The sequence below is a fragment of the Streptomyces sp. NPDC090088 genome (genome assembly GCF_044747345.1).
In the GTDB taxonomy this organism is placed as follows: domain Bacteria; phylum Actinomycetota; class Actinomycetes; order Streptomycetales; family Streptomycetaceae; genus Streptomyces.
This window is the reverse complement of the sequence record NZ_JBIVDZ010000005.1, coordinates 691,012-709,930: the sequence shown is the minus strand read 5'-3', so window position 1 is coordinate 709,930 and position 18,919 is coordinate 691,012. Positions and strand designations below refer to the sequence as shown.

The window sequence follows — 18,919 nt, the reverse complement described above, 5'->3', positions numbered from 1 at the left end:
TCGAGGATCTCCCTGCGGACGGGCCTGGCATGTCGGTTGGATGTTGTTCGGCCGACAACACGGGGTTGTCTGCAAAAACCGCTTTTGCCAAGGAGGCCTCGGTGTGACTGGGGGGAAGCGGCCGGGACGCCCCTGGAGCCCGCCGAAGGGGTCCTGCCAGGAGATCAATGACCTCGTCGCGCTCATCCGTGACTGGTTGGACGGTGCCGGCATCACCGTGCGAGGGCTGCACGCGGCGCTCACACCGGATCACTTCGCGGACAAGGGTGTACCCGATGAGCGCAGGCTGCGAGAACGCCTTGCCGGGGTCGGTCTGACGTGGGACACCGTCGAGGCTGTCGCGGACATCTGCTTTGCCTGTGAGTCGCACGCGGTGGTGAGCCGACGTCTGGAAAGGGCGCAGGACTTGTGGAGGGCCTCAAAGGAGCGTCCTACGGTCATCGGTGCCGACGGTGAGCCGGCCGTGCCTGCGCGCGATCTGCTGCTGGCTCAGGAGCGTGCTATCGGCGCGCTCGAAGAACTCAACCGGGTCCGCAAGGCCTACGAGGCGAGCGAGCGAGCACGCAACCAGTCGCTGCAGATGGCGACCGTGCTGTTCGCGCTGCTCGGGCAGGCCCAGGCACAGGTGCAGGAGTTGACGCGCCGTCTTGAGTCGTTGCAGGCATCTCCCGATGCCCTGAGCCGGGAGATCGACTCCGCGCACCTGCGGCTGCTGCGTGCCTCGACGCAGGAAGACGGTCTGCGCACGCAGCTGGTGCGTGCGCAGACCGAACGTGAACGGGCACAGGCTCTGGCCGACCTGGCGGCCCGCCGCATCCAGGAGCTGGAATGCGGGCTGCGTGGCCTGGGTGACCGGGGCGATGACGCCGTGGACAGCGGGTCGGGGACGGTCATGCTTCCGCAGCAGGTGTTCACCGCAGACGCGGACACAGACGACAGGCTCGACCAGGTGGATGCCACGCTTCAAAAGGCGCGAGAGGCCCTTGACCGCGAGCATGAGACGGTCCAAGGCATCGCGCATGATCTTGTTGCCGGGTACGGCACTCAGGCTGGTGCCGAAGCCGTGCAGGTACGCGCAGGCGGACCGGGGGATCTCCAGGCAGTGCCCGAGGACAGGTTGTTCAAAACAACTCCGAACAAAACCGGATCTGCCGCGAGCGACATCGTTGTTCGCCGCCAGGCCGATCGGATGCAGTTCGTCGGGTCGGCCACTCGCCGGATTGCGCGGGGAATGTATCCGGACGAGATCGTGCTCGCCCTGCGCCGGGCGGCGGTACCCGTGTTCACAGACGCGGTCCTGGTGTACCTGCTAGATCCGCTGTATATCGGCGATCGGCCTGTGCCCGGGCAGGGCGACCTGCGGCTCCAGTTCGCCGAACAGCCGCCCGAGGAACAGGCGGACTCGATCATTTCCGGACTGGGCATCGAGGCCCGTGCCGATTTTGCCGAGCCGTCGAGGACATCCGCTGTCCGCCCCGGTGGTCCTCTCTCACTGGTCTTGCAGGGAGTGCGGCCGGTCTTCGGTGACGTTGCGCACCGCAAGGCCCTGTCCGAGCTGCTCGGCGACGGATTCTCCTGGCCGCGCGACGGGCAGTCCATTCTGGCGCCGTTGCGGGGGCGGCAGCGAGTTGTCGGCATCGCCGTCTTTTTGCGGCAGCACGAACGGGTCGCATTCGAGCCGGACGATCTCCAGGTGGCCGCCCAGCTGACCACCCAGACTGCTCTGGGGATCGACAAGGCACTGCTCTATGGCCACGACGCATACAAGGAGGGCGAGTTACAGCGCAGGATGCTGCCCTCGGCGCTGCCCAACCTGCCGGGGGTGCAATTGGCGTGCCGCTACCTTCCCGCGTACGAGTCCTGGCGTGCCGGTGGTGACTGGTATGACGTGATCGCGTTACCCGATGGCAGAGTCGCCCTGATGGTCGGTGACGTCATGGGGTACTCCATCACGTCTGCGGCAATCATGGGCCAACTGCGTACCACCGCGCAGACTCTGGCCGGTCTTGGTATGTCCGCGACGATGGTCCTGCGCAACCTCGACCAGCAGGCCCAGCGCCTGGGCTCCGACCGCCTGGCCACCTTCCTGTACGCCGAATACAACCCGGTCGCACACCACATCACCGTCGCCAGCGCAGGCCATCTGCCTGCCATCCTGTTGCATCCGGACGGCCAGGCACAGGTAGTGCAGGTGCCGCCCGGTGCTCCTATCGGCGTCGGCGACCCCCACCTGGAGACGGCGACCGTGGCAGCACCCGCCGGCTCGACGCTCCTGCTCTACACCAACGGCCTGCTCACGCGCGTGGACAGCTCATATACCTTTGATGTCTCCGTTGAGATCGAGCGACTCCGGGAGCGGGTGGCTGGCACAGCGCACCTGAGCGAGCCGGTGGGCCAGCCGCCGCTGGAGGAACTCTGTGACCTGCTCCTGGGGATGAACAGTCCAGGCAGTCCCAGGGACGACATCGCACTGCTCGCGGCCCGCTTGGAAGGTCTGTCCGAGGCTCGTGCCGAATCCCACAGCGCTCGCCTGCGGGATGAAGACCTCCCTTCGGGCTTGCGGTGACCTGACCTGCCCCACCTCTGGGGTTCCAGTTCTGGTGGCTAACTGACAGCCCTTCACGGAAGGCTGGCAGTCATGCCTCGTCCCTATCCTCCGGAGTTCCGGGCTCGCGCCATCGCGCTGATCCGCGCCGGCAAGCAGGCCAGACAGACAGCGGTGGAGCTCGGCATCCATCCCGTCACGTTGTCGAAGTGGTTGCGGCAGGACGACATCGACAACGGGCGGCGACCGGGAACCCCGTCGAGCGAGTCCGCTGAGCTGCGGGCCGCTCGCCGGCGGATCCGTGAGCTGGAAACCGAGCTGGCGATCGTCCGGCAGACGGCGAAGTTCCTCGGCGAGGACAAGCCCCGCCCAAAAGGCTCTACCCGGTGATCGACCGACTCGTCGGTGCCGGGGCACCGGTCGACAGGTGCTGCCGGATCCTTGGCGTCGCCCGGCAGAACTACTACAAGCACAAGCGCACACCGACCACTCCACGGCAGCTGCGGCGGGACTGGCTGACCGGGCTGATCCGAGAGGTCCACGTCGCTTCCCGCGGCACCTACGGCTACCGCCGCATCCACGCCGAACTCACCCTGGGCATGGGCATCCGGGTCTGCTCCAGGACCGTGTCGGTACTGATGACGCAGGCCGGGATCCACGGACTGCCCGGACCGGTGCGCATCAAGCGGCTGCGTGGCATCGTCACCGCCGAGGACCTGGTCAATCGCAAGTTCCATCGGCTGCGTCCCGACGAGCTGTGGGTCACCGACATCACCCAGCACCGCACCAGGGAAGGGTGGGTGTACTGCGCGGCGGTCCTGGACGCGTTCAGCCGCAGGATCGTGGGCTGGTCCATCGACTCACGGCAGGACTCCACTCTCGTGGTCAACGCGCTGGACATGGCCATCCGCAACCGCCGCCCCGAGCCGGGCGGGATCGTTCACGCCGATCACGGCACCCAGTTCACCTCCTGGGTCTTCGGGGAGCGGATCCGCTCCGCCGGCCTCCTGCCGTCGTTCGGCACCGTCGGGGACGGCCTGGACAACGCGATGATGGAGTCGTTCTGGTCCTCGATGCAGATCGAGCTGCTCAACCGCAAACGCTGGAAGACCCGGGTCGAACTGGCCAACGCGATCTTCGAGTTCATCGAGATCTTCTACAACCGCCAGAGACGACACTCGGCACTGGGCTACCGCACCCCCATCGAGTACGAACTACTCTCCAAGAACGACACCATCCCAGCTGCCGGTTAGCCACCGAGCCTGGAGCCCAAACGGTGGGGCAGGTCAAGATGTCACCCGATCGTGCAGCAGACCCCAGCCCCCTGACACCGAACCGGCTCACAGGTGCGCCAGTGGCGCGCCGTCCTTCTGCTTCTGTTTCCGCGCCCGGCACCACGCCTCAACCGGTCTAGCCGCCTCGTGTAAAGTCAGCAAAGGCCCGTCTGCCACCCTTCAAACCCACAGGTGAGGAAGGGTAAGCCCCACACGCGTGGGGGTCTGTCCTCGGCGGCGTGCAGCAGGAACCTGACGTCAAGGTAAGCCCCACACGTGTGGGGGTCTGTCCGCGAGGACCGTCCGGTCGTGCAACGTGGCGCGGTATGCCCCACACGTGTGGGGGTCTGTCCATGTTGATCCGCGAGTTGCCGAGGTCGTCCAGGTAAGCCCCACCCGCGTGGGCATCTGCCTGTGATGCTCGACCGTGCTGATCGTGCTTTCCCCACGCACGTGGGGGTGTTTCCACGAACCTACGTCATCCGCGGCACCAGCCGCGCATACGTCGCATCGGCCCAGGCTTGCGGCAGGGGGCTGCTGGCGCGCGCCGGGCGGCAGACAGAGTATGGCCGCCGGAGACAGCTCACGCACGCAGCGGCTGGCTACCAGCACGCGAGGTCCGCACCCGTCCTCGGCCTCTGGCCAAGCCACCGCCATAATCAACGAGGCCGCAACAGCACGACAGGAGCCCGGTTTGACCAGCACGCCCGACGTCCCCGACGCTTCCATCGATGCTGTCCCGACCCGCTACGGCGACACCACGTTCCGCTCCCGGCTCGAAGCCGACTGGGCCGCCACCCTCGACGGCAACGGCATCAAGTGGGAGTACGAACCCGCGACCATCACCCTGGACTCGGGCGCCCTCTACCTCCCCGACTTCTGGCTGCCCGAAATCGGCACCTGGATCGAGGTCAAAGGCCCCGGCATACCGCGCACCGAAAAGACAGAAGAACTGGCCCGCACCCGCGCTTGCCGGTGTCAGACCTCCTGCACCTGCCGGTGGCCGGGAGGCGAGTTCGTCCTCCTCGGCAGGCCGTCCCTGCCCTGTGACCGGACCGAGCCCGGCCACCGTCCCCGCAGCGGCTACGCGAACTGGGAAACCCCCTTCGGACCAACCGCGTACTTCGTGACATGCCGCGGGTGCACGCGGGCACAGTGGATCACTCTCCGGCGCCCGTGGCGCTGCCGCGCCTGTCGGGCGCTGCTGGAGAAAGAACAGGCCCACCGGCCTGTTGACCGGTTCGTCCGCTTCGTCGAGACCAGCATCGGCCGAGGTCTCTTCGCGATGCCCGACCTGGGCGGACCCTTCACCGACGCGGAACTCGGCCTTGACGACGGTCCGGATGATGACGTGCTGTGATCAGTACGCTCCTGCGGGACGGCGGCCAGGCCAGTTTGGGCTGGATCCTGTACGGGCAGCCCGTTGTCCTTGTCCTAAGCGCCTGCCCTACCTGCGCGCGACGGCACCCCGGTGCGTTCGTTGTACCGGCGGGCCTCCGCGATCAACTCGCCTCCCATCTGTATCAGTTCACGTGGCCGGCCGCTGACACCGTACGCAAGTGCAGGACGTGCTGGACGGCCTGCGCGTCCTCCAGCGAGTCGAGCCATGCCCGGATCATGTCCGCCTCGGGCCGTTCCGGGAAGGAAGCCAAGAGGTCGACGAATCCGGCACGGCCGGCGGCAGCCGCGGTCCTGCCCCAGCTACGGACGGCTGCGGGCGTGCGGCCCGCCGCCGCTAAGACGGCGATACGGGATCTCGAGGGTGGTCACGACCGTGTCGACGATGGACGCGAAGCCCAGCAGGTCCACGCCCGTAGGATTGTCGTCCCTCGCCAGCGCACTCCCCCATAGCGCGATCCCGGTTTCGTCTGACGCGATGGCCCGACCGAGCCTCAGGACGGCTTGACGGGCAGGCGCCAACCGCCGCGAACCGCCGCAGCCGGACCAGACGGAGGAGAGTCTCGGGAATCAGCTGCACCACGGCGGCCGATCGCACCTGAGCCGACCGTCCGCTCCATTTTGCCGCCTGCTGCGGCCGGGCCGGATTCCGGCTGTCCATGCCCCGATGTCAGTGCCGTGCCCCACCATGGTGGCAACTGCACGACCGGCCGGCAGGCCCGGTCCTCGCTGGAGTAGGAAGGCGATCTGAGGTGCACAACAATCTGGTCTACCTCACCGACGGCCGCGGCAAGATCGACGCCAGTGTGCTCAGTGACGCCCAGTGGGACCAACTCGTCGCCGACAACCGCGATTCCGCCCGGCGCCGGCTCGTGAAGTATGCCTGGTGTTGGGACGAGGACCGCGTCACCCACTGGATGAGGACTTACTCCCTCGGCAGCGGAACGCGGGTTGTCGCCCACCAGCCCGGTGAGGTCGCCGACCATCCTTACCGGGCTCTGGAGAGCGACGAGCACAAGGCGTACTGCGACCGTGTCGAACGCGTGGGGGTGACCGAGGGGTTCAAGGCCCGGCGTGAGGCGCGTGCCAGGGACGGTCTGACGCGCTCCGATGTGCTTCTCGTCGGATCCCGGGAGGTCTCCTACGAGATGCAGCACTCCCCGTTCAAGCCGGGCTACGGGGCCAGAGAGCGAACCCGGCGGACACTCGCCGCCCAGCGGGATGCCGTCGCGTGGCATACCGACAGCTCGATCATCGCGGAGCGGGCCCGCGTGGCCATGCTCCGTTCCAACCAGGCGCGCCTGCCTCAGATCGAGAACCCGCGCTATGCCATCCGCATCCTCGGTGGGTACCGGAAGGTCGTGACCTGGGGCTGCACTGTCCGCGAGGGACACCGCTGCCCCCGCCGCCGCTCCGCAGGCTGCGGTGCGGTTCATATCAGGACAGAACCCACGGGTATCACTCTGGACGACTTCATACGCCAAGCCCCCGCGGGGCTGATCATGCCGGTCCAGCCACTGGACCGGCTCGGTTTCTGGACCACAGTTCAGGAATTTAGGATCTGGATGGACCACGCCGCTGAGACCGGCCGACCCGCAGGCCGCCGAGGGGCGACGCCGCTCGCAGCCGGAGGCAGAGGGGCACTCCCGTGGGACGGCGGCCGCAGACCACGCTCCGGCCGACCCGCAACGCACCGGCTGTCTCCCAGGTGAGGCAGGCATCCCGGACAAGCTCATCGCACTGCAGCGAGCCGTGCGGCAGGAATAGGCGCAACTCGCCGGTCTCGAAGGCGATGCGCACGCCGCGCAGTGGAAAGGTGGCGTACGGCAGCCAGCGAGTTCCAGGCGGCCGTCAGCGAGTACGCGGCGCGCACGGGCGCGTCACGATACGAGGCGGAACAAGCGGCGAAGCGGGCCGCGCGCCACCCCGATCCCGGCAGCTGACCTGCCCACCAGTCTGGGAAACCGTCCTCACCTGCTCCGCGGGACAGCCGCCCGGACACCGGCCCGCATCCACCCCATCTCCCGTCCCCCCGCCGGACGGCCCGCGCCACAACCCGCCGAGACACAACGAGCACGAACAGTGCCGGCGCCTCACCCCAGACAGCACCACCCCACAGCTGACTCACGCTCAACAGCACTCGCCCCCACTACCCGTGATACCGGGTACCGGGACGGGCACACGTCACCGGCACGGGTGAATACCCAGCCCCACCGGAATCCCCACACACGAGCCGGACAGTACTGGCTTTCGATTCGATCCGCGCATGCGGAGATGCACCGTCCTTTTTCCGGTCCATCCGCACTTTCTCCGGCTCGGGCCGTGCACGCGAAGCTGTACAGCCGCTGGCACGGCATGGCCCTCACCCAACCGCAGCTCGATGGCTTTCTCGCCGATCACCAAACCAAGGCAGCACCAACGTAAGGATCGTGCCCGCTGGCGAAGGCCAGTAGCACCTGGCAGGGAAGGCAAAGGGCTCGGCGCAAGGTCTCCGGGATCCACATCCGGATCGCTGATCGTCACCGTGACGGTCTGCGCAGCTCACCACTCGACTCGTGTGCGAAGATCAAATCCCTCGTGATCGAGGACCTGACCGTTCACAACCGCCTGAGGAACGGCAGGCTCATCCGCGCCATCTCGGATGCCGTGTGGTCGCGGTTCCGGAGCCTGCTGGAGTGCAAGGCCCACTGACACGGCAGCGAAGAATCTCCTGAGCGCCGGGCTGGCCCTGTCCGGGGAGCTGGGGCAAGACCTCAACAAAGTTCTCCGGGCGGGCAGTCGGCAACGAAGCAGACAACCCACGGTGCGAGCCGTAGAAATCCCCCTCGCTTACAAGGACAGGAAGTCAAGGACTTGAGCGTGTGCCCTGCCGACACCCCTCGCGGTCTGGTCAGCTGACCGGCCTCCATGCAGAACTTACATCGCGAATGAGCGGTCTCCGTCCGACAGCCGGTGCGGCGTTCGGGCACGCTGGGACACATGAAGGGACAAGGTCACGTTCCGATCGGAGACAACATGGCAGGAAGACGGTTAGCGACGAAAGCACAGTTACAGCCGGGTACGCGGAAGGCAGCTCCCGCAACCGGGAAAGGGACTGGGCTGGGCCAGGTCGTAGCCCGCACGGCGGTGTGCGCTGCCACTGCCAGCGTCGTATCCGCGCTGGTGAACGCGTTGATCGGCCTCCTGACATGAGCCAACCTGACAGTCGACGGCTTGCTGCGGTGAGTGACGGCACCGCCGACGACCTAGTTGCCGACGCCCGGTCGTTGGGTTTTTCCCACGTGACACGACGGATGATCGTGGACTGGACGCAGCACGGCCTGCTCGCGGCGCCCCGGTTCCAGAAATCCTCACGAGTCGGCAGCGACCGGCGTCTCTACCCGGGAGACCAGCGGCGGTTGTTCTGCGTACTTCTGCACGCGGTCGAGGGGAGTGGCGCCGGACGCACCCCCAAGCTGAAACATCTTGCCTTGGCAGTCATCGTGCTGTGGGCGCGCGGCATGCCCAGCATTCCGACGGAGCAGGTTCAGCGTGCTTGGAGAACGGCCGCGGACAGTACGAGCAGGCTGCCTGCCTACCAGGCACGGGAGATAGCACAAGTCATGGTTGATGCCGCCGCACATCCCTCGGCTCCGGCCACGGCACGACGCGCGGCCGTCTTGGTCCTGACGAACTGTCTGCGCAACGGGATCTCCGACGCTGAGGCAATGTGTTCCGTCTTGACTTCGGTTACTTCGCCCTGGCCGGCTCCGCCGGGGCAACGTATAGAACGTTCGCTGGGCCTTGCCCCTACGGGCCTGCCGCTGGGAGTGACGGAGGTCGTGGCAGACATCCAGGCGAGCGGGCGGGTACTGGACCTGCTTCGGGCGGAACGCGTGGAGGCCGCCGATCTGGATGCTGCACGTCGGGGCTACCAAGCACTCGTGCAGCCGGTGGTTCCTGGAGTACGGCCTTTAGTGATCGGCCAGACTCTCTCTACCTCCGCTGGACCATGGGTTTTCTCCTGGGACGACAAGGCTCCAGCCCTCATCGTTCTCGAGCTGGCCAGAGTTCTCGGTCTCGGATCGCGCTCAGGGATGCTGTTCACCAGCGGCATCTACCGCCATCCGCCGCACCGCCCCGGCCACGCCGAGTAGCCGAGGGGAATCTCACTCCTCGGCTCCTGCGGAACTGCGCGGAACAATCTCGCATCACACGGCTCCTGTCGTTGCACGGGAGGAGATCACGCAGTCCCCCCGCCGCGACCGGCCGGCGTGTCCTTCTCGCCGGTCTCGGCACCCAGATCGTGTGACGTGTTCTGTGTGCCTGGAGGAATCCGCCGCCCCGCCCACGGCTCACGGGCCGCGACCGGATATCACGTTGCCCGCTGCAGAACGTGACTGCGGTGGTCAGCCCTGCGTGGGCACGTTGTCGTCGGCATCCCGGAGCAAGTGCACAATCATGCGCTCGACACCCCGCAGTGAACCGGCAGTTCGCAGCCATTCCTCGATGGTGTGGCGTGGCAGCACAGTGCGCAGTGTCAGCATCGCCGTGCCGATGTGCGCGGTGTTCATCTTCAGTTCCCGAAACAGCTCGTGGACCTGGTCGTGAGCCAGGGTGCGTGCCTGCAGGCCGGTGTGCAGGCTTTGGAGAACGGCAGTCACGGCCTGGCCCTGGTATGGACGTCGGGCGGCACGTCCGTGCCGGCGCACGCCCTTTCCACCATCAGCCTGATGTCGCGCAACCGAGTGAGGACTTCCTGCAGGCGGGCGGACGGCGACGGGGCAGCCGACTCGGTGATGCTGCCGGCGGCCGTGGGGCCGAGGGGTACGGCAAGCCTGAAGGGCCCCAGGCCGTGGAAGAGTTCGCGGCGCAGCGGCGTCAGCACGTTGCTGCCGGTCTCGGTGTCTAGGGCCTCGGCCACCACACTCGTCAGCCGGGTGCGGTGGTGGGCCAGCAGCTAGTCCAGGAGCTGTCCGGGGGCGGTCTTCGTTGAACAACTTCAGACGGTCCCTGGACGGCCCAGCACGACACCGCTGTCCCAACCCACCGGGAGCAGCCGCCTGATCCAGCCACAAGACGGAATCTGCGGCGCCTGCCGCTGCCCCCGCCAGGGCGCCCAGGTGGCCCGTATCGGCGAGATCACCAGCGATGGCAGGAGGCCCCGCTGTACGCCTGCCGGGAGTGCGTACAGGAGCTGCTCACCATGCACGAGCGCGGCATGGAGCGAATGGACGGGCGCCCCCGGATACTCCAGATCCCCAAGGCCCCTCGCAGAGCAATGGCCAACTGATCAGATGGCTCCCCCAAGTTGCCCGTGAGGAAGAAAGCCCCGGCCGTCTCGCAGCGGCCGGGACTTTCCCACGCTCCTGCGTCAATGGTGCACAGTGAGGCGAAGCAGGAGCATTACCCGAGATGCGCTCCTGCGCTCCGTGTGCTCCGGTCCACGCTCCCGGTCACGCACCTCCGGGCCTACATTCTCCATACGAACGGAGGCGGGGACCCACGTTCAGGTCAGGGGCGAATCGACACGCGAAGCCGCAGAGGAGGCGGCTGTGTTGCCGTAGGGCGAAAGTCGTCCGAGTCCGACAGCTAACCCGCTAGGCACCGCGATCATCCAGAGCCGAGTCCGTCAGCACCGTGTCATCACGCGTGTGGATGCGATTTGGAGATGTGCATGTTCGCGCTGAGCGGGCTCATGTTCCGGGCCCTTACCGCACTGACGGCGATCCTCTGCGCTGTCGGCCTCGTTTGCATGATCATCCTGATGAGTCCGACCTGGTTGCTGTGGCCACTGCTGTCAAAGCACCAGCGGTCTGATCTCCAACGGCTCGTGACCGCGTGGACAAAGTGGGTCGGCACGTTGATCACGGCACGTTCGACGCCCAACTAGCCCTCAGATAGACGCCCTCCAAGAAATCTGCCGCGCGGCGCCGAGATGGGGTGGCCGGTGACGAGTCTGGAGGGGCCTCAGTCTCGCTGACCGGGCGTTGCGGCGCGCAGCATAGGGGGATTGAGCAGCCGTGCTTGTCCTCGGCGGTAGAGGGCGGCTGGACGGCCGGTGGGGGGCAGCCATTGATCTCCTGTCGGCTGCACGAATCCTGCGGTGTTGAGGATTTTGCGGCGGAAGTTGCTGGGGTCCAGTTGTTGGCCCCAGATGACTTGGTACACCGTGCGCAGGTCTCTGAGCGTGAATGTCTCTCCGCAGAAGGCGGTGGCCTCAGCGGTGTACTCGATCTTTCTGCGGACTTCTTCCAGGGCCTGCGTCAGGATGGCGTGATGGTCGAACGCCAGGGTGAGCGTGCCGTCCTCCAGGTGCGCCGCGGGGGCCCAGAATGCGCGTGCGGCGTCGGTTCCGCCGACAGGGGCCGGCAGGTCGGGACCGAGTGCGAGGTAGGCGACCGTCACCACTCTGCCCCGCGGGTCGCGTCCTGGGTCCGCGTAGGCGCCGAGCTGTTCCAGGTGCAGCCGGCTGCCGTCGATGCCGGCCTCTTCCGCCAGTTCGCGCAGGGCTCCCTGGCGCAGGGTCTCGTCCTTTTGCACGTAGCCTCCGGGCATCGCGGGCATGCCCAGGAAGGGGTCCAGGCCGCGCTCGACCAGGAGCACCATCAGCTTGTCGTCCCTGAGGGTGAAGATCGCAAGGTCTACGGTCAGCCAGGAGGGTCCGACCTCGTCTGAGTCTTTCAGCCAGTCGTCCATCCGCACCCCTAAAGGTCTCATTGACTTAAACTCCGCCGGCACTTATGGTCACAGCAACCATAACTGTCGGAGCCGGGGGTAGGACATGACCACGTCCGACGCGCCACCAGCACAGGAGACAACGCCCCAACCCACGGCCGCCACCCGTCATCTGTGTGCCGGCGTGTACGTGGACGAGCGTTTCCGTGACCTCGTGATCGACGAAGTCTGCACCGCGCCGCACCGCCGGGTCGCCCCGTCCTACGGCTTCGACATCGTCCCGGTCATGCAGCACGCATGGCGTGCCGCTGCACTCAGGGCCCTCCCCCGTACCGCGGTCCTTGCCGCGGTAGCCGGTCCCCTGCTCACCGGAAGCGTTCCCGCGGCCGTCCTCATCGCCGGCGGTTTCGCTCTGCTGTTGCTGCTGCGTCTGGCCGTAGGGCTGCGAGGCGTCGACAGCCAGTCGGTGGCGTCCGGCAGGTCCCGACGTCGCACCCCGGATCCCTTACGGGCTCACCGCTTTCTCCTCAGGTTCCTCCTCCCGCGTGTCACCACGCCCACAGCGCGCGTGGTCAAACGCGTCATCACGGCCGCGCTGTGGCTGGCCCTGGCCATCCTGGCCATCGGTCTCCTCTATCCCGGGCAGGCACTGGCGGCGCTCCTGCTGGCCGCGGTGCTCACCCTCGTCTATCTGGCCGTGGGAGCCACACGCCAGCTGATCCTCAACCGCATACTGCGCACCCCTGCCCTGCGCCCCGCCCGCCTGTCCGGCCGCCAGCGGGCAGCCGACCGCCAGCAGCACCACATGTGTGCCGTGTACCGCCGTTCCCGGCACAGCGACGACGAGGACGACGACCTGACCATGTTCACGCTCTTCGGTGACGAATCGCCGTTCATCGGAGCGGGCGAACTCGTCTACCAGTGGAACCCGCCGATGAGCATCCAGCTCCTGCGGGCCGACTCCGACGAGGCGCCGCTGCACGAGCGTGAGCACGCGCTGCCACCCTTCAAGGCACACGAACTCGTGGAGTATTTACGCGAAGCGGTGCTGCCGCTGAACGCCGACACCCACGACGTCCGGCTGCCGGCCGAGATCCGGGACCGCGTCTACGTCGCCGAAACCGATGTCGCCGTCGACCGGTCGCTGCTTCCGCATCACTTCACCCGGAGCGAACTGCGCTCCATCATCAACACGCCGGAATCGAAGCAGCACCACTTCCTCGAGATCATCACACCCGCCGACGGGTCCGAATTCGTCGCGACCGTCATGCTCCACGTCAGCCTGCAGGGACGCACCCTGAGCCTGTCCACGGCAGCATGCGTGCTCGCCCACACACCGCGCTCTTTCCAGCGAGGTGAAGAGTTCGGCCACCACGGCGCCGCAGCCGTCCTGTGGGCGGCCTTCAACGAACTGCGCGCGCTGCCCACCGACATCCAGCACTCGTGGCGTCTGTTGCGGTACCTCTACACGCTGGCCAAGGCCGCCGTTCTGCCCCGCGACCTCACCACGACCCCGATCCGCAACATCCTCATCGGCAGCCGCGTGAGCATACGGGAAGAATCGTCCCAGAGGTGGACCAAGGTCCAACTGGAGAAGAGCGACATCCTGGGACGTCTGAAAACCATAGAGCAGCGGCTTCTGAGCGCCGCCAGCGACTTCCTCCAGGCCAGGGACGTCGACACGTCCGGGTTCAACGACCGCGCACTGAAGATCATCAACAGTGGGATCTTCAACTTCGGTGACAACAACAGCTTCACCAACAATGCCGTGGGAGACGCAGCTCAGGTCAACGTCTCCGCGAACCAGCCCGCACCGGCCGAGAACGGAGCAGCCACATGACCAGCAACAAAGGCATCATCAGCCGCGGCAACAACAACACCTTCAGCACCATCGCCATCGGGGAGAAGGCTCAAGCCTCCGCGACCACCCCTCAGCCTTCGGCCGAGCCCGCCGCCGAGGCAGGCATCCCGTGGGACCTCGGGATCGTCACCATCCTCAGCGAGGAACTCCGCTCCGTCATCGACGAGTTAAAACTCCACCGCCACAAGGCACCCAGCGGCCTCTACTTCTACCAGGGCGAACACATCGCCTCCGACGCTACGCTGCGCATCGTGGCCACCCAGGCGCAGAGCCAGGGCCAGCGGTCCACCATGGCCGCCCTGGAAAACCTCCGCCGCCATTACAACCCCCGGCTGTGGGCCCTCGTCGGTATCGCCGGAGGCATCCATGACGACCACGCCCGAATCGGCAACGTCATCGTCTCCACCGACGTCGTCTACTACGAGAACCGCAAGATCAATCCTCGGGGAGACACCCGTCGCCGCGGGGAACACCGGCAGGCACCGGCGCACATCGTCCACGCCGTGAATGCCTACTTCACCGACCACGGGACACCGGCACGCATCAACGGCCAAATGACCGCCCACGCCGACGACCAGTACGAGATCTACCCCGGAGTCATCGGGTCCGGCGAAGCCGTCATCACCGACCGGGCCAGCGAGATCCGCACCTACCTCACCACCTACCACGAAAAGGTCCTCGCCGTAGACATGGAAGCCGGCGGCCTCAGCCAGTACTGGCAGGAGAACTCGGTTAACGGCACGGCCAATCCCGGCTGGATCGTCATCCGCGGCGTATCCGACAGCGCAGACGAACACAAGGGCCACAGCCACCACGAACTCGCGAGCCGGAACGCCGCCCACGTCCTCAGCCTCCTGCTCCCCTACCTCTGCTGACCCGGTCCCGGGCGCCGGCACGGCCACAAGAGAAATCGAGATGCTGCTCGTCAACGCCCACACCCGCATGAAAACGGCTGCCACGCCGTATGACAGCACGCACACCCAGCAGTTTCGGTGCTGCCCATCTCCCACCCTAAAGACTGGGCAGCAACCTCTGACGGGCCCGGCCGGTCAACCGAAGAGAGCGGCCGGTACCCCCCCCCGTTGGCTTGGCCTACAACATCGCAAGGCACCCAGGAGGCAAGGGATCGTGTCAGCCGGCTCCACCCGTACGCAGAGCGCCGGCGGGTGCCAATGGGATCCTTCCCGATTCAGCAACCGGGTCCGCGACCGCTTCCGGCGTGCTCAACTCGCAAAGCAGCGAAGACAGATCAGCCGCCACCTAAGAATCCTCGACTCACTGGAGCTGACGGACACGGCCCAAGAAGGGCACCTGCGAAGAGATGTCCGGGGAGCTGCCGCCCGAAGGGCAACAGCAGTCTGCAAAGCGAACCGCGTCACCATCTGGCTTGTCGCTGTACCGATGATGACCATCGTCGTCAGCGTGCTGTTCGCGCGGTCGACGCGGTCGACGTTCCCTTCCGACGGCTCAACCAGCTCACTCATCACCCACTACCTGGCCGGAGCCGCAATAGCCAGCGGGGTCATCGTGACACCGCCCGCCGTGCTGGCCCTGACGACATACGTCCTCGCTCCCTCGCTTCGTCACCTGTTCGAGAGGCTGCTTCTCTACCCGCTCTTCGGAGCAGCCGCGCTGGTCTTCCTCTTCCTGGCTGTCACCACATGGAAGCCCGGTCCCGGCACTCCCACCTCAAACATGGACACCGCCGCTTCGCTCGTGAACGCTGCCGCAGCCAGCGCTCTGGCCACGTCCGGGATCATCGTTACCACCACCGGCATTCTGGCGAGCAACTTCTGGCTTACGTTGTACTTTGACGCCCGACGGTGCCACCCCTATGACCACATCGTGCTCTTCCTCCTCGGCACGGCGGCGCATATCCGCCGTGAGCGCCACCGTTGGCACGACGACAACCAGGTCACCATTTGGCGGGCATCGCTCGAAGTCGTCGCGGTCCAAGTTGAGCGCGACGCACCGCTTTCGGGGCGCACCGGCCTGGCGGAGGGCAGCGCGTACATGGAACTGCGCCAGGAAGCCCGGCGCATCGCTGCCGTCATACGCAGCCACAAACGGGATCTGGCCGAAGCGTACTCCGCCCACGACGTGGACGCTGTCGTCGCATCGCTCGTAGTGGGCCTCCGGGCGTTCTGCGTCGGAGACCGAACAGCACTCCTGGCCCATGCGCCTGCCGAAGTGGCCCCTCGGGTCGGCAGGTTCGCCAGGACCGCGCTCCGCCTCATCCCCGCAACGGTGCTCATCGTGGCTGGCATCCTCCTGCCGCTGGTCCCGTCCATCGCACACAGCGAACTGGCATCCAACCTCCGCTGGTACCTGATCGTCATGGGGACGATCACATTCATCACCACCCGCGAGGACCTGGCCACCAAGATCGGCGAAGCAGTCGCCAAGGTGCTCCTGAAATGAGGCCAGGGCGCTGCTCGCCAACAGGCGACCACGACCATGACCACGTCAGGGCCTCTTGATCAACTATGCTCTGCCTTCTGCCGTCGCAGGATGCCGGCGGGCCTTTCTCCATGTCCGCCTCACCGGACACCCGGTCCTTGCCCTCGGCCTTCGCGTAGGTGGCTCCGTTGCAAGGCGAGCAGGACGCCGGTGTGAGCCGCCTGTCCCGGAAGGAAGACGACGCCGCGACCGGCAGACCAGGCGTCTCACGTCTGGCGCGAGAACCGTGAGGTCGGTCCCGGTCGGCATCGCTGCCGTCCGGTCGACTGACAGACCGACGGCGGAAGTGGAACAGGTAGTGGCGCATGGCCGGCCCGGAGCGAAAGACCCGGATGCTCCTTGAGGAGCACCCGCGGCTGGTCGTCGCCCGCCAGACGTGCGTCCTGCCAGGCCCTCCGGGCGGCCTTCGCGCCGGCTCACGTCTCGGCGTTCGGGTCGGTGGCGGTTCTGGGCGGCCTTCGCGGACAGACAGCGGACGGTCACGGCATCTCCTCGCGGGTGACGGTGACCTGCTCCCAGACACGGCCTTCGAGCCGGTCAGCCGCGCCCGGGTTGACGACGATGAGGCCCCTGTCGCCGCGTTCAATGACGCGGATCTTGACGGTTCGGCCGTCGGCAAGGTGGACGAGGTCGCCGAGTTGGAAGTCGTCGGCAGGGATGTGGAGTTTAGGCACAGTGGTGGCACTCTCTCGGGTCAGGCGTCAGGCTGCATGATGGCGAGGATGGCCCGGCATTGGTCGGCGGTGACGTCGCCGCGCACCGCGATGCCGCCTCCTGGAGCTGCGTGAACAGCGCGTCACGCTGCTTCACGTCGTCGTGCTGGTCGGGCGTGTACAGCTTCGCCCGCACGCCGATGTTGCCGTCCTCGATCCGTTCCCGCGCGGCAGCTTCCCGCCGCTCGATCTCCTCCAACCACGACACCATCGCCGACACCCCCGAAACCTGGACACCCGACACCATGACGATTGAGCAACCACACCCCGGTCAGCAACCACGCGGGCCAAAGCGGCTCGCTGGAGAAGAGCCGCATCTATCTCGAACAGGCCCGCCAGTTTACGGCTCACGCCAGCCTGCTGCGCATCCCAGAGCGCGTACTGGCCAGCTTGGACGCCGCACAGCGCCGCCGGCACGAACCGTAAGAGAAGCCTGCCCGGTCCACGGCCGACCGAACGCCAGAGCTCAGCCTGGGAACACGCCTCGTGTAATGTGAGCGAAGCTGAGCCCTTTCATGTTCGAATGTGCTGCCCTTCTAGGCCGTGTATCGAAAGTGGATCTTGGGTCGCGAATGATCACGGTTCATGGGGCGGGGAGATCTCACGGAAGAGCAGTGGGCGGTGCTGGAGCCGTTGTTGCCGAAGGGGACGAAGGCGGGGCGACCGCCTGTCTGGCCTCGGCGGCGGCTGATCGACGGCATACGGTTTCGGGTCCGTACCGGTGTTCCATGGCGGGACGTGCCCGTCGAGTACGGGCCGTGGAGCCGGGTCTACGACCTGTTCCGCCGGTGGCAGCGGGACGGCACCTGGCACCGCATCCTGACCCAGCTCCAGTCCCTGGCCGACGCGAGAGGTGCGATCACGTGGGACCTGAACGTTGACTCCACGGTCTGCCGCGCTCACCAGCATGCGGCCGGAGCTCGCAAGCAGAGTGATCTGCAGAAGGAACCGCCGGGCGGGGTGTTCACCGAGCCTCGTGATCACGGGCTGGGACGTTCGCGCGGCGGGTTCACCACCAAGCTGCACCTGGCCGTCGAGCAGGGGCAGAAACCCATGTCGATCGTGGTGACGGCAGGGCAGCGTGGGGACTCTCCGCAGTTCGAACCGGTGCTGGAGAAGGTCCGCGTGCCTCGTCGCGGGCCGGGCCGGCCACGCGTTCGTCCCGACCGGGTGCGGGCGGACAAAGCGTACGCCTCCCGCTATAACCGCGCTTACCTGCGCCGCCGCGGGATCCGCTGCACCATCCCGGACAAGGCCGACCAGGCCCGCAACCGCCGAAAGCTCGGCTCCGGTGGCGGCCGACCGCCACGCTTCGACCCGGCCGACTACCGCGAACGCCACGCGGTCGAGTGCGGGATCAACCGCCTCAAGAGACACCGCGCAGTCGCCACACGCTACGACAAGCTCGCCGTCCGCTACGAGGCGACCGTTCTCGTCGCAGCCATCAACGAGTGGCTTTGACCCTCGGTCCTCACGCGGTGGGATCCACGTTCCACGTCTCCGGCAGATCGTTGCCGCAGAAGACGCAGACGAAGTCGTCCTCGCGCACGATGTTGCGTTCCTGGCAGCTCAGGCACCGTCGGAACACCACCTCGTGGGTGAAGCCGGAGGGCCGCTCAAGACCTATGTCGTCCAGTGCACGGGCGACTTCCGACCAAGAGGTGACGTCTGGGCAATACCCGGTGGACTGGTTGCTGACCTCGCTCACGGCCCACCGGTCTGCCTCGCGCACGAAGCTGATCTCGCCGGCACTCAGAACCATGTCTCCACCGGCACAGGCCACGTGCTCGCTTCGCCGCGGCGCCAGCCGGAGCACACCGTCCACGCCGACTACGAAGGTGAACGGTTCGGTCAGCTCCGCCACCGATCGCTTAGCGATCCAGGCGTCGAACACAGCCGCCGAGCTGATCGGGCACCCGCCGCTGTCAGGCCGGACCGCAGCCTTCAACTCGACCGGCCCGACATATCGATAACTCCGCCCCCGCCCACTCACGTCCGCCAACCTAGAGCA

At 66.7% G+C, this 18,919-nt stretch carries 16 protein-coding genes, 1 pseudogene and 1 riboswitch; of the genes and pseudogenes, 10 read left to right on the top strand and 7 right to left on the bottom strand.

Annotation, left to right across the window (positions count from 1 at the left end; genetic code table 11):
- Positions 1 to 103 precede the first annotated feature (103 nt).
- The 3 genes and pseudogenes from ACIPSJ_RS26990 (at position 104) to ACIPSJ_RS26980 (ending at position 5,179) form a co-directional block, all read left to right on the top strand.
- Positions 104 to 2,566, top strand: a complete 2,463-nt coding sequence (locus ACIPSJ_RS26990) for a SpoIIE family protein phosphatase (RefSeq protein WP_401349788.1) — start codon at positions 104 to 106, stop codon at positions 2,564 to 2,566.
- Between the two features lie 72 nt (positions 2,567 to 2,638).
- Positions 2,639 to 3,798 (top strand): annotated as a pseudogene (locus ACIPSJ_RS26985) (IS3 family transposase).
- Between the two features lie 715 nt (positions 3,799 to 4,513).
- Positions 4,514 to 5,179: a hypothetical protein gene (locus ACIPSJ_RS26980; protein WP_401349786.1), complete on the top strand. Its 666-nt coding sequence runs from the start codon at positions 4,514 to 4,516 to the stop codon at positions 5,177 to 5,179.
- A 163-nt stretch (positions 5,180 to 5,342) separates the two neighbouring features.
- Here ACIPSJ_RS26980 and ACIPSJ_RS26975 read toward each other — a convergent pair whose 3' ends face one another.
- Positions 5,343 to 5,471 (bottom strand): hypothetical protein, encoded by a 129-nt coding sequence (locus ACIPSJ_RS26975; protein ID WP_401349783.1) that lies wholly within the window; start codon positions 5,469 to 5,471, stop codon positions 5,343 to 5,345.
- A gap of 498 nt (positions 5,472 to 5,969) precedes the next feature.
- Between ACIPSJ_RS26975 and ACIPSJ_RS26970 the strand changes: the two genes are divergently transcribed.
- Both ACIPSJ_RS26970 and ACIPSJ_RS26965 read left to right on the top strand, forming a co-directional pair.
- Positions 5,970 to 6,929 carry a hypothetical protein gene (locus tag ACIPSJ_RS26970; RefSeq protein WP_401349781.1) on the top strand — a complete coding sequence of 320 codons (960 nt, stop codon included), beginning with the start codon at positions 5,970 to 5,972 and terminating at the stop codon, positions 6,927 to 6,929.
- 1,476 nt (positions 6,930 to 8,405) lie between these two features.
- Positions 8,406 to 9,353 (top strand): hypothetical protein, encoded by a 948-nt coding sequence (locus ACIPSJ_RS26965; RefSeq protein WP_401349778.1) that lies wholly within the window; start codon positions 8,406 to 8,408, stop codon positions 9,351 to 9,353.
- Between the two features lie 252 nt (positions 9,354 to 9,605).
- Here the strand turns inward: ACIPSJ_RS26965 and ACIPSJ_RS26960 are convergent, their stop codons facing one another.
- The 3 genes from ACIPSJ_RS26960 to ACIPSJ_RS26950 form a co-directional block, all read right to left on the bottom strand.
- Positions 9,606 to 9,860 carry a hypothetical protein gene (locus ACIPSJ_RS26960; RefSeq protein WP_401349775.1) on the bottom strand — a complete coding sequence of 85 codons (255 nt, stop codon included), beginning with the start codon at positions 9,858 to 9,860 and terminating at the stop codon, positions 9,606 to 9,608.
- On the bottom strand, positions 9,857 to 10,120 hold the full coding sequence (locus tag ACIPSJ_RS26955; protein WP_401349773.1) for a hypothetical protein: 264 nt from the start codon (positions 10,118 to 10,120) through the stop codon (positions 9,857 to 9,859). Before ACIPSJ_RS26955 ends, ACIPSJ_RS26960 begins: the two co-directional genes overlap by 4 nt.
- Before the next feature lie 546 nt (positions 10,121 to 10,666).
- A riboswitch (cyclic di-AMP (ydaO/yuaA leader) is annotated at positions 10,667 to 10,802 on the top strand.
- A 364-nt stretch (positions 10,803 to 11,166) separates the two neighbouring features.
- Positions 11,167 to 11,895, bottom strand: coding sequence for an NUDIX hydrolase (locus ACIPSJ_RS26950; protein WP_401349770.1), 729 nt, complete (start codon positions 11,893 to 11,895; stop codon positions 11,167 to 11,169).
- 85 nt (positions 11,896 to 11,980) lie between these two features.
- On the opposite strand from ACIPSJ_RS26950, the gene ACIPSJ_RS26945 reads away from it, so the two are divergent.
- The 3 genes from ACIPSJ_RS26945 (at position 11,981) to ACIPSJ_RS26935 (ending at position 16,156) form a co-directional block, all read left to right on the top strand.
- A complete protein-coding gene (locus tag ACIPSJ_RS26945) occupies positions 11,981 to 13,714 on the top strand; it encodes a hypothetical protein (RefSeq protein WP_401349767.1) in 1,734 nt (577 codons plus the stop codon).
- Positions 13,711 to 14,610: a hypothetical protein gene (locus ACIPSJ_RS26940; protein ID WP_401349765.1), complete on the top strand. Its 900-nt coding sequence runs from the start codon at positions 13,711 to 13,713 to the stop codon at positions 14,608 to 14,610. Before ACIPSJ_RS26945 ends, ACIPSJ_RS26940 begins: the two co-directional genes overlap by 4 nt.
- Before the next feature lie 526 nt (positions 14,611 to 15,136).
- Positions 15,137 to 16,156: a hypothetical protein gene (locus tag ACIPSJ_RS26935; RefSeq protein WP_401349762.1), complete on the top strand. Its 1,020-nt coding sequence runs from the start codon at positions 15,137 to 15,139 to the stop codon at positions 16,154 to 16,156.
- A gap of 518 nt (positions 16,157 to 16,674) precedes the next feature.
- Here the strand turns inward: ACIPSJ_RS26935 and ACIPSJ_RS26930 are convergent.
- Together ACIPSJ_RS26930 and ACIPSJ_RS26925 are read right to left on the bottom strand one after the other, a co-directional pair.
- Positions 16,675 to 16,869: a hypothetical protein gene (locus ACIPSJ_RS26930; protein WP_401349761.1), complete on the bottom strand. Its 195-nt coding sequence runs from the start codon at positions 16,867 to 16,869 to the stop codon at positions 16,675 to 16,677.
- A complete protein-coding gene (locus tag ACIPSJ_RS26925; RefSeq protein WP_401349758.1) occupies positions 16,862 to 17,107 on the bottom strand; it encodes a hypothetical protein in 246 nt (81 codons plus the stop codon). Before ACIPSJ_RS26925 ends, ACIPSJ_RS26930 begins: the two co-directional genes overlap by 8 nt.
- A 53-nt stretch (positions 17,108 to 17,160) precedes the next feature.
- On the opposite strand from ACIPSJ_RS26925, the gene ACIPSJ_RS26920 reads away from it, so the two are divergent.
- Positions 17,161 to 17,334: a hypothetical protein gene (locus ACIPSJ_RS26920; protein WP_401349755.1), complete on the top strand. Its 174-nt coding sequence runs from the start codon at positions 17,161 to 17,163 to the stop codon at positions 17,332 to 17,334.
- A 159-nt stretch (positions 17,335 to 17,493) separates the two neighbouring features.
- Positions 17,494 to 18,369: an IS5 family transposase gene (locus ACIPSJ_RS26915; protein ID WP_401349753.1), complete on the top strand. Its 876-nt coding sequence runs from the start codon at positions 17,494 to 17,496 to the stop codon at positions 18,367 to 18,369.
- A gap of 10 nt (positions 18,370 to 18,379) precedes the next feature.
- Here the strand turns inward: ACIPSJ_RS26915 and ACIPSJ_RS26910 are convergent, their stop codons facing one another.
- A complete protein-coding gene (locus tag ACIPSJ_RS26910) occupies positions 18,380 to 18,901 on the bottom strand; it encodes a hypothetical protein (RefSeq protein ID WP_401349750.1) in 522 nt (173 codons plus the stop codon).
- Positions 18,902 to 18,919 lie beyond the last annotated feature (18 nt).

What these genes read in the sequence shown, in the direction of transcription:
- ACIPSJ_RS26965 (WP_401349778.1), top strand. Translation starts at nt 8,406, where the DNA reads ATGAGCCAACCTGACAGTCGACGGCTTGCTGCGGTGAGTGACGGCACC.
- ACIPSJ_RS26950 (WP_401349770.1), bottom strand. Translation starts at nt 11,895, where the DNA reads ATGGACGACTGGCTGAAAGACTCAGACGAGGTCGGACCCTCCTGGCTG.
- ACIPSJ_RS26945 (WP_401349767.1), top strand. Translation starts at nt 11,981, where the DNA reads ATGACCACGTCCGACGCGCCACCAGCACAGGAGACAACGCCCCAACCC.
- ACIPSJ_RS26940 (WP_401349765.1), top strand. Translation starts at nt 13,711, where the DNA reads ATGACCAGCAACAAAGGCATCATCAGCCGCGGCAACAACAACACCTTC.
- ACIPSJ_RS26935 (WP_401349762.1), top strand. Translation starts at nt 15,137, where the DNA reads ATGATGACCATCGTCGTCAGCGTGCTGTTCGCGCGGTCGACGCGGTCG.
- ACIPSJ_RS26915 (WP_401349753.1), top strand. Translation starts at nt 17,494, where the DNA reads ATGGGGCGGGGAGATCTCACGGAAGAGCAGTGGGCGGTGCTGGAGCCG.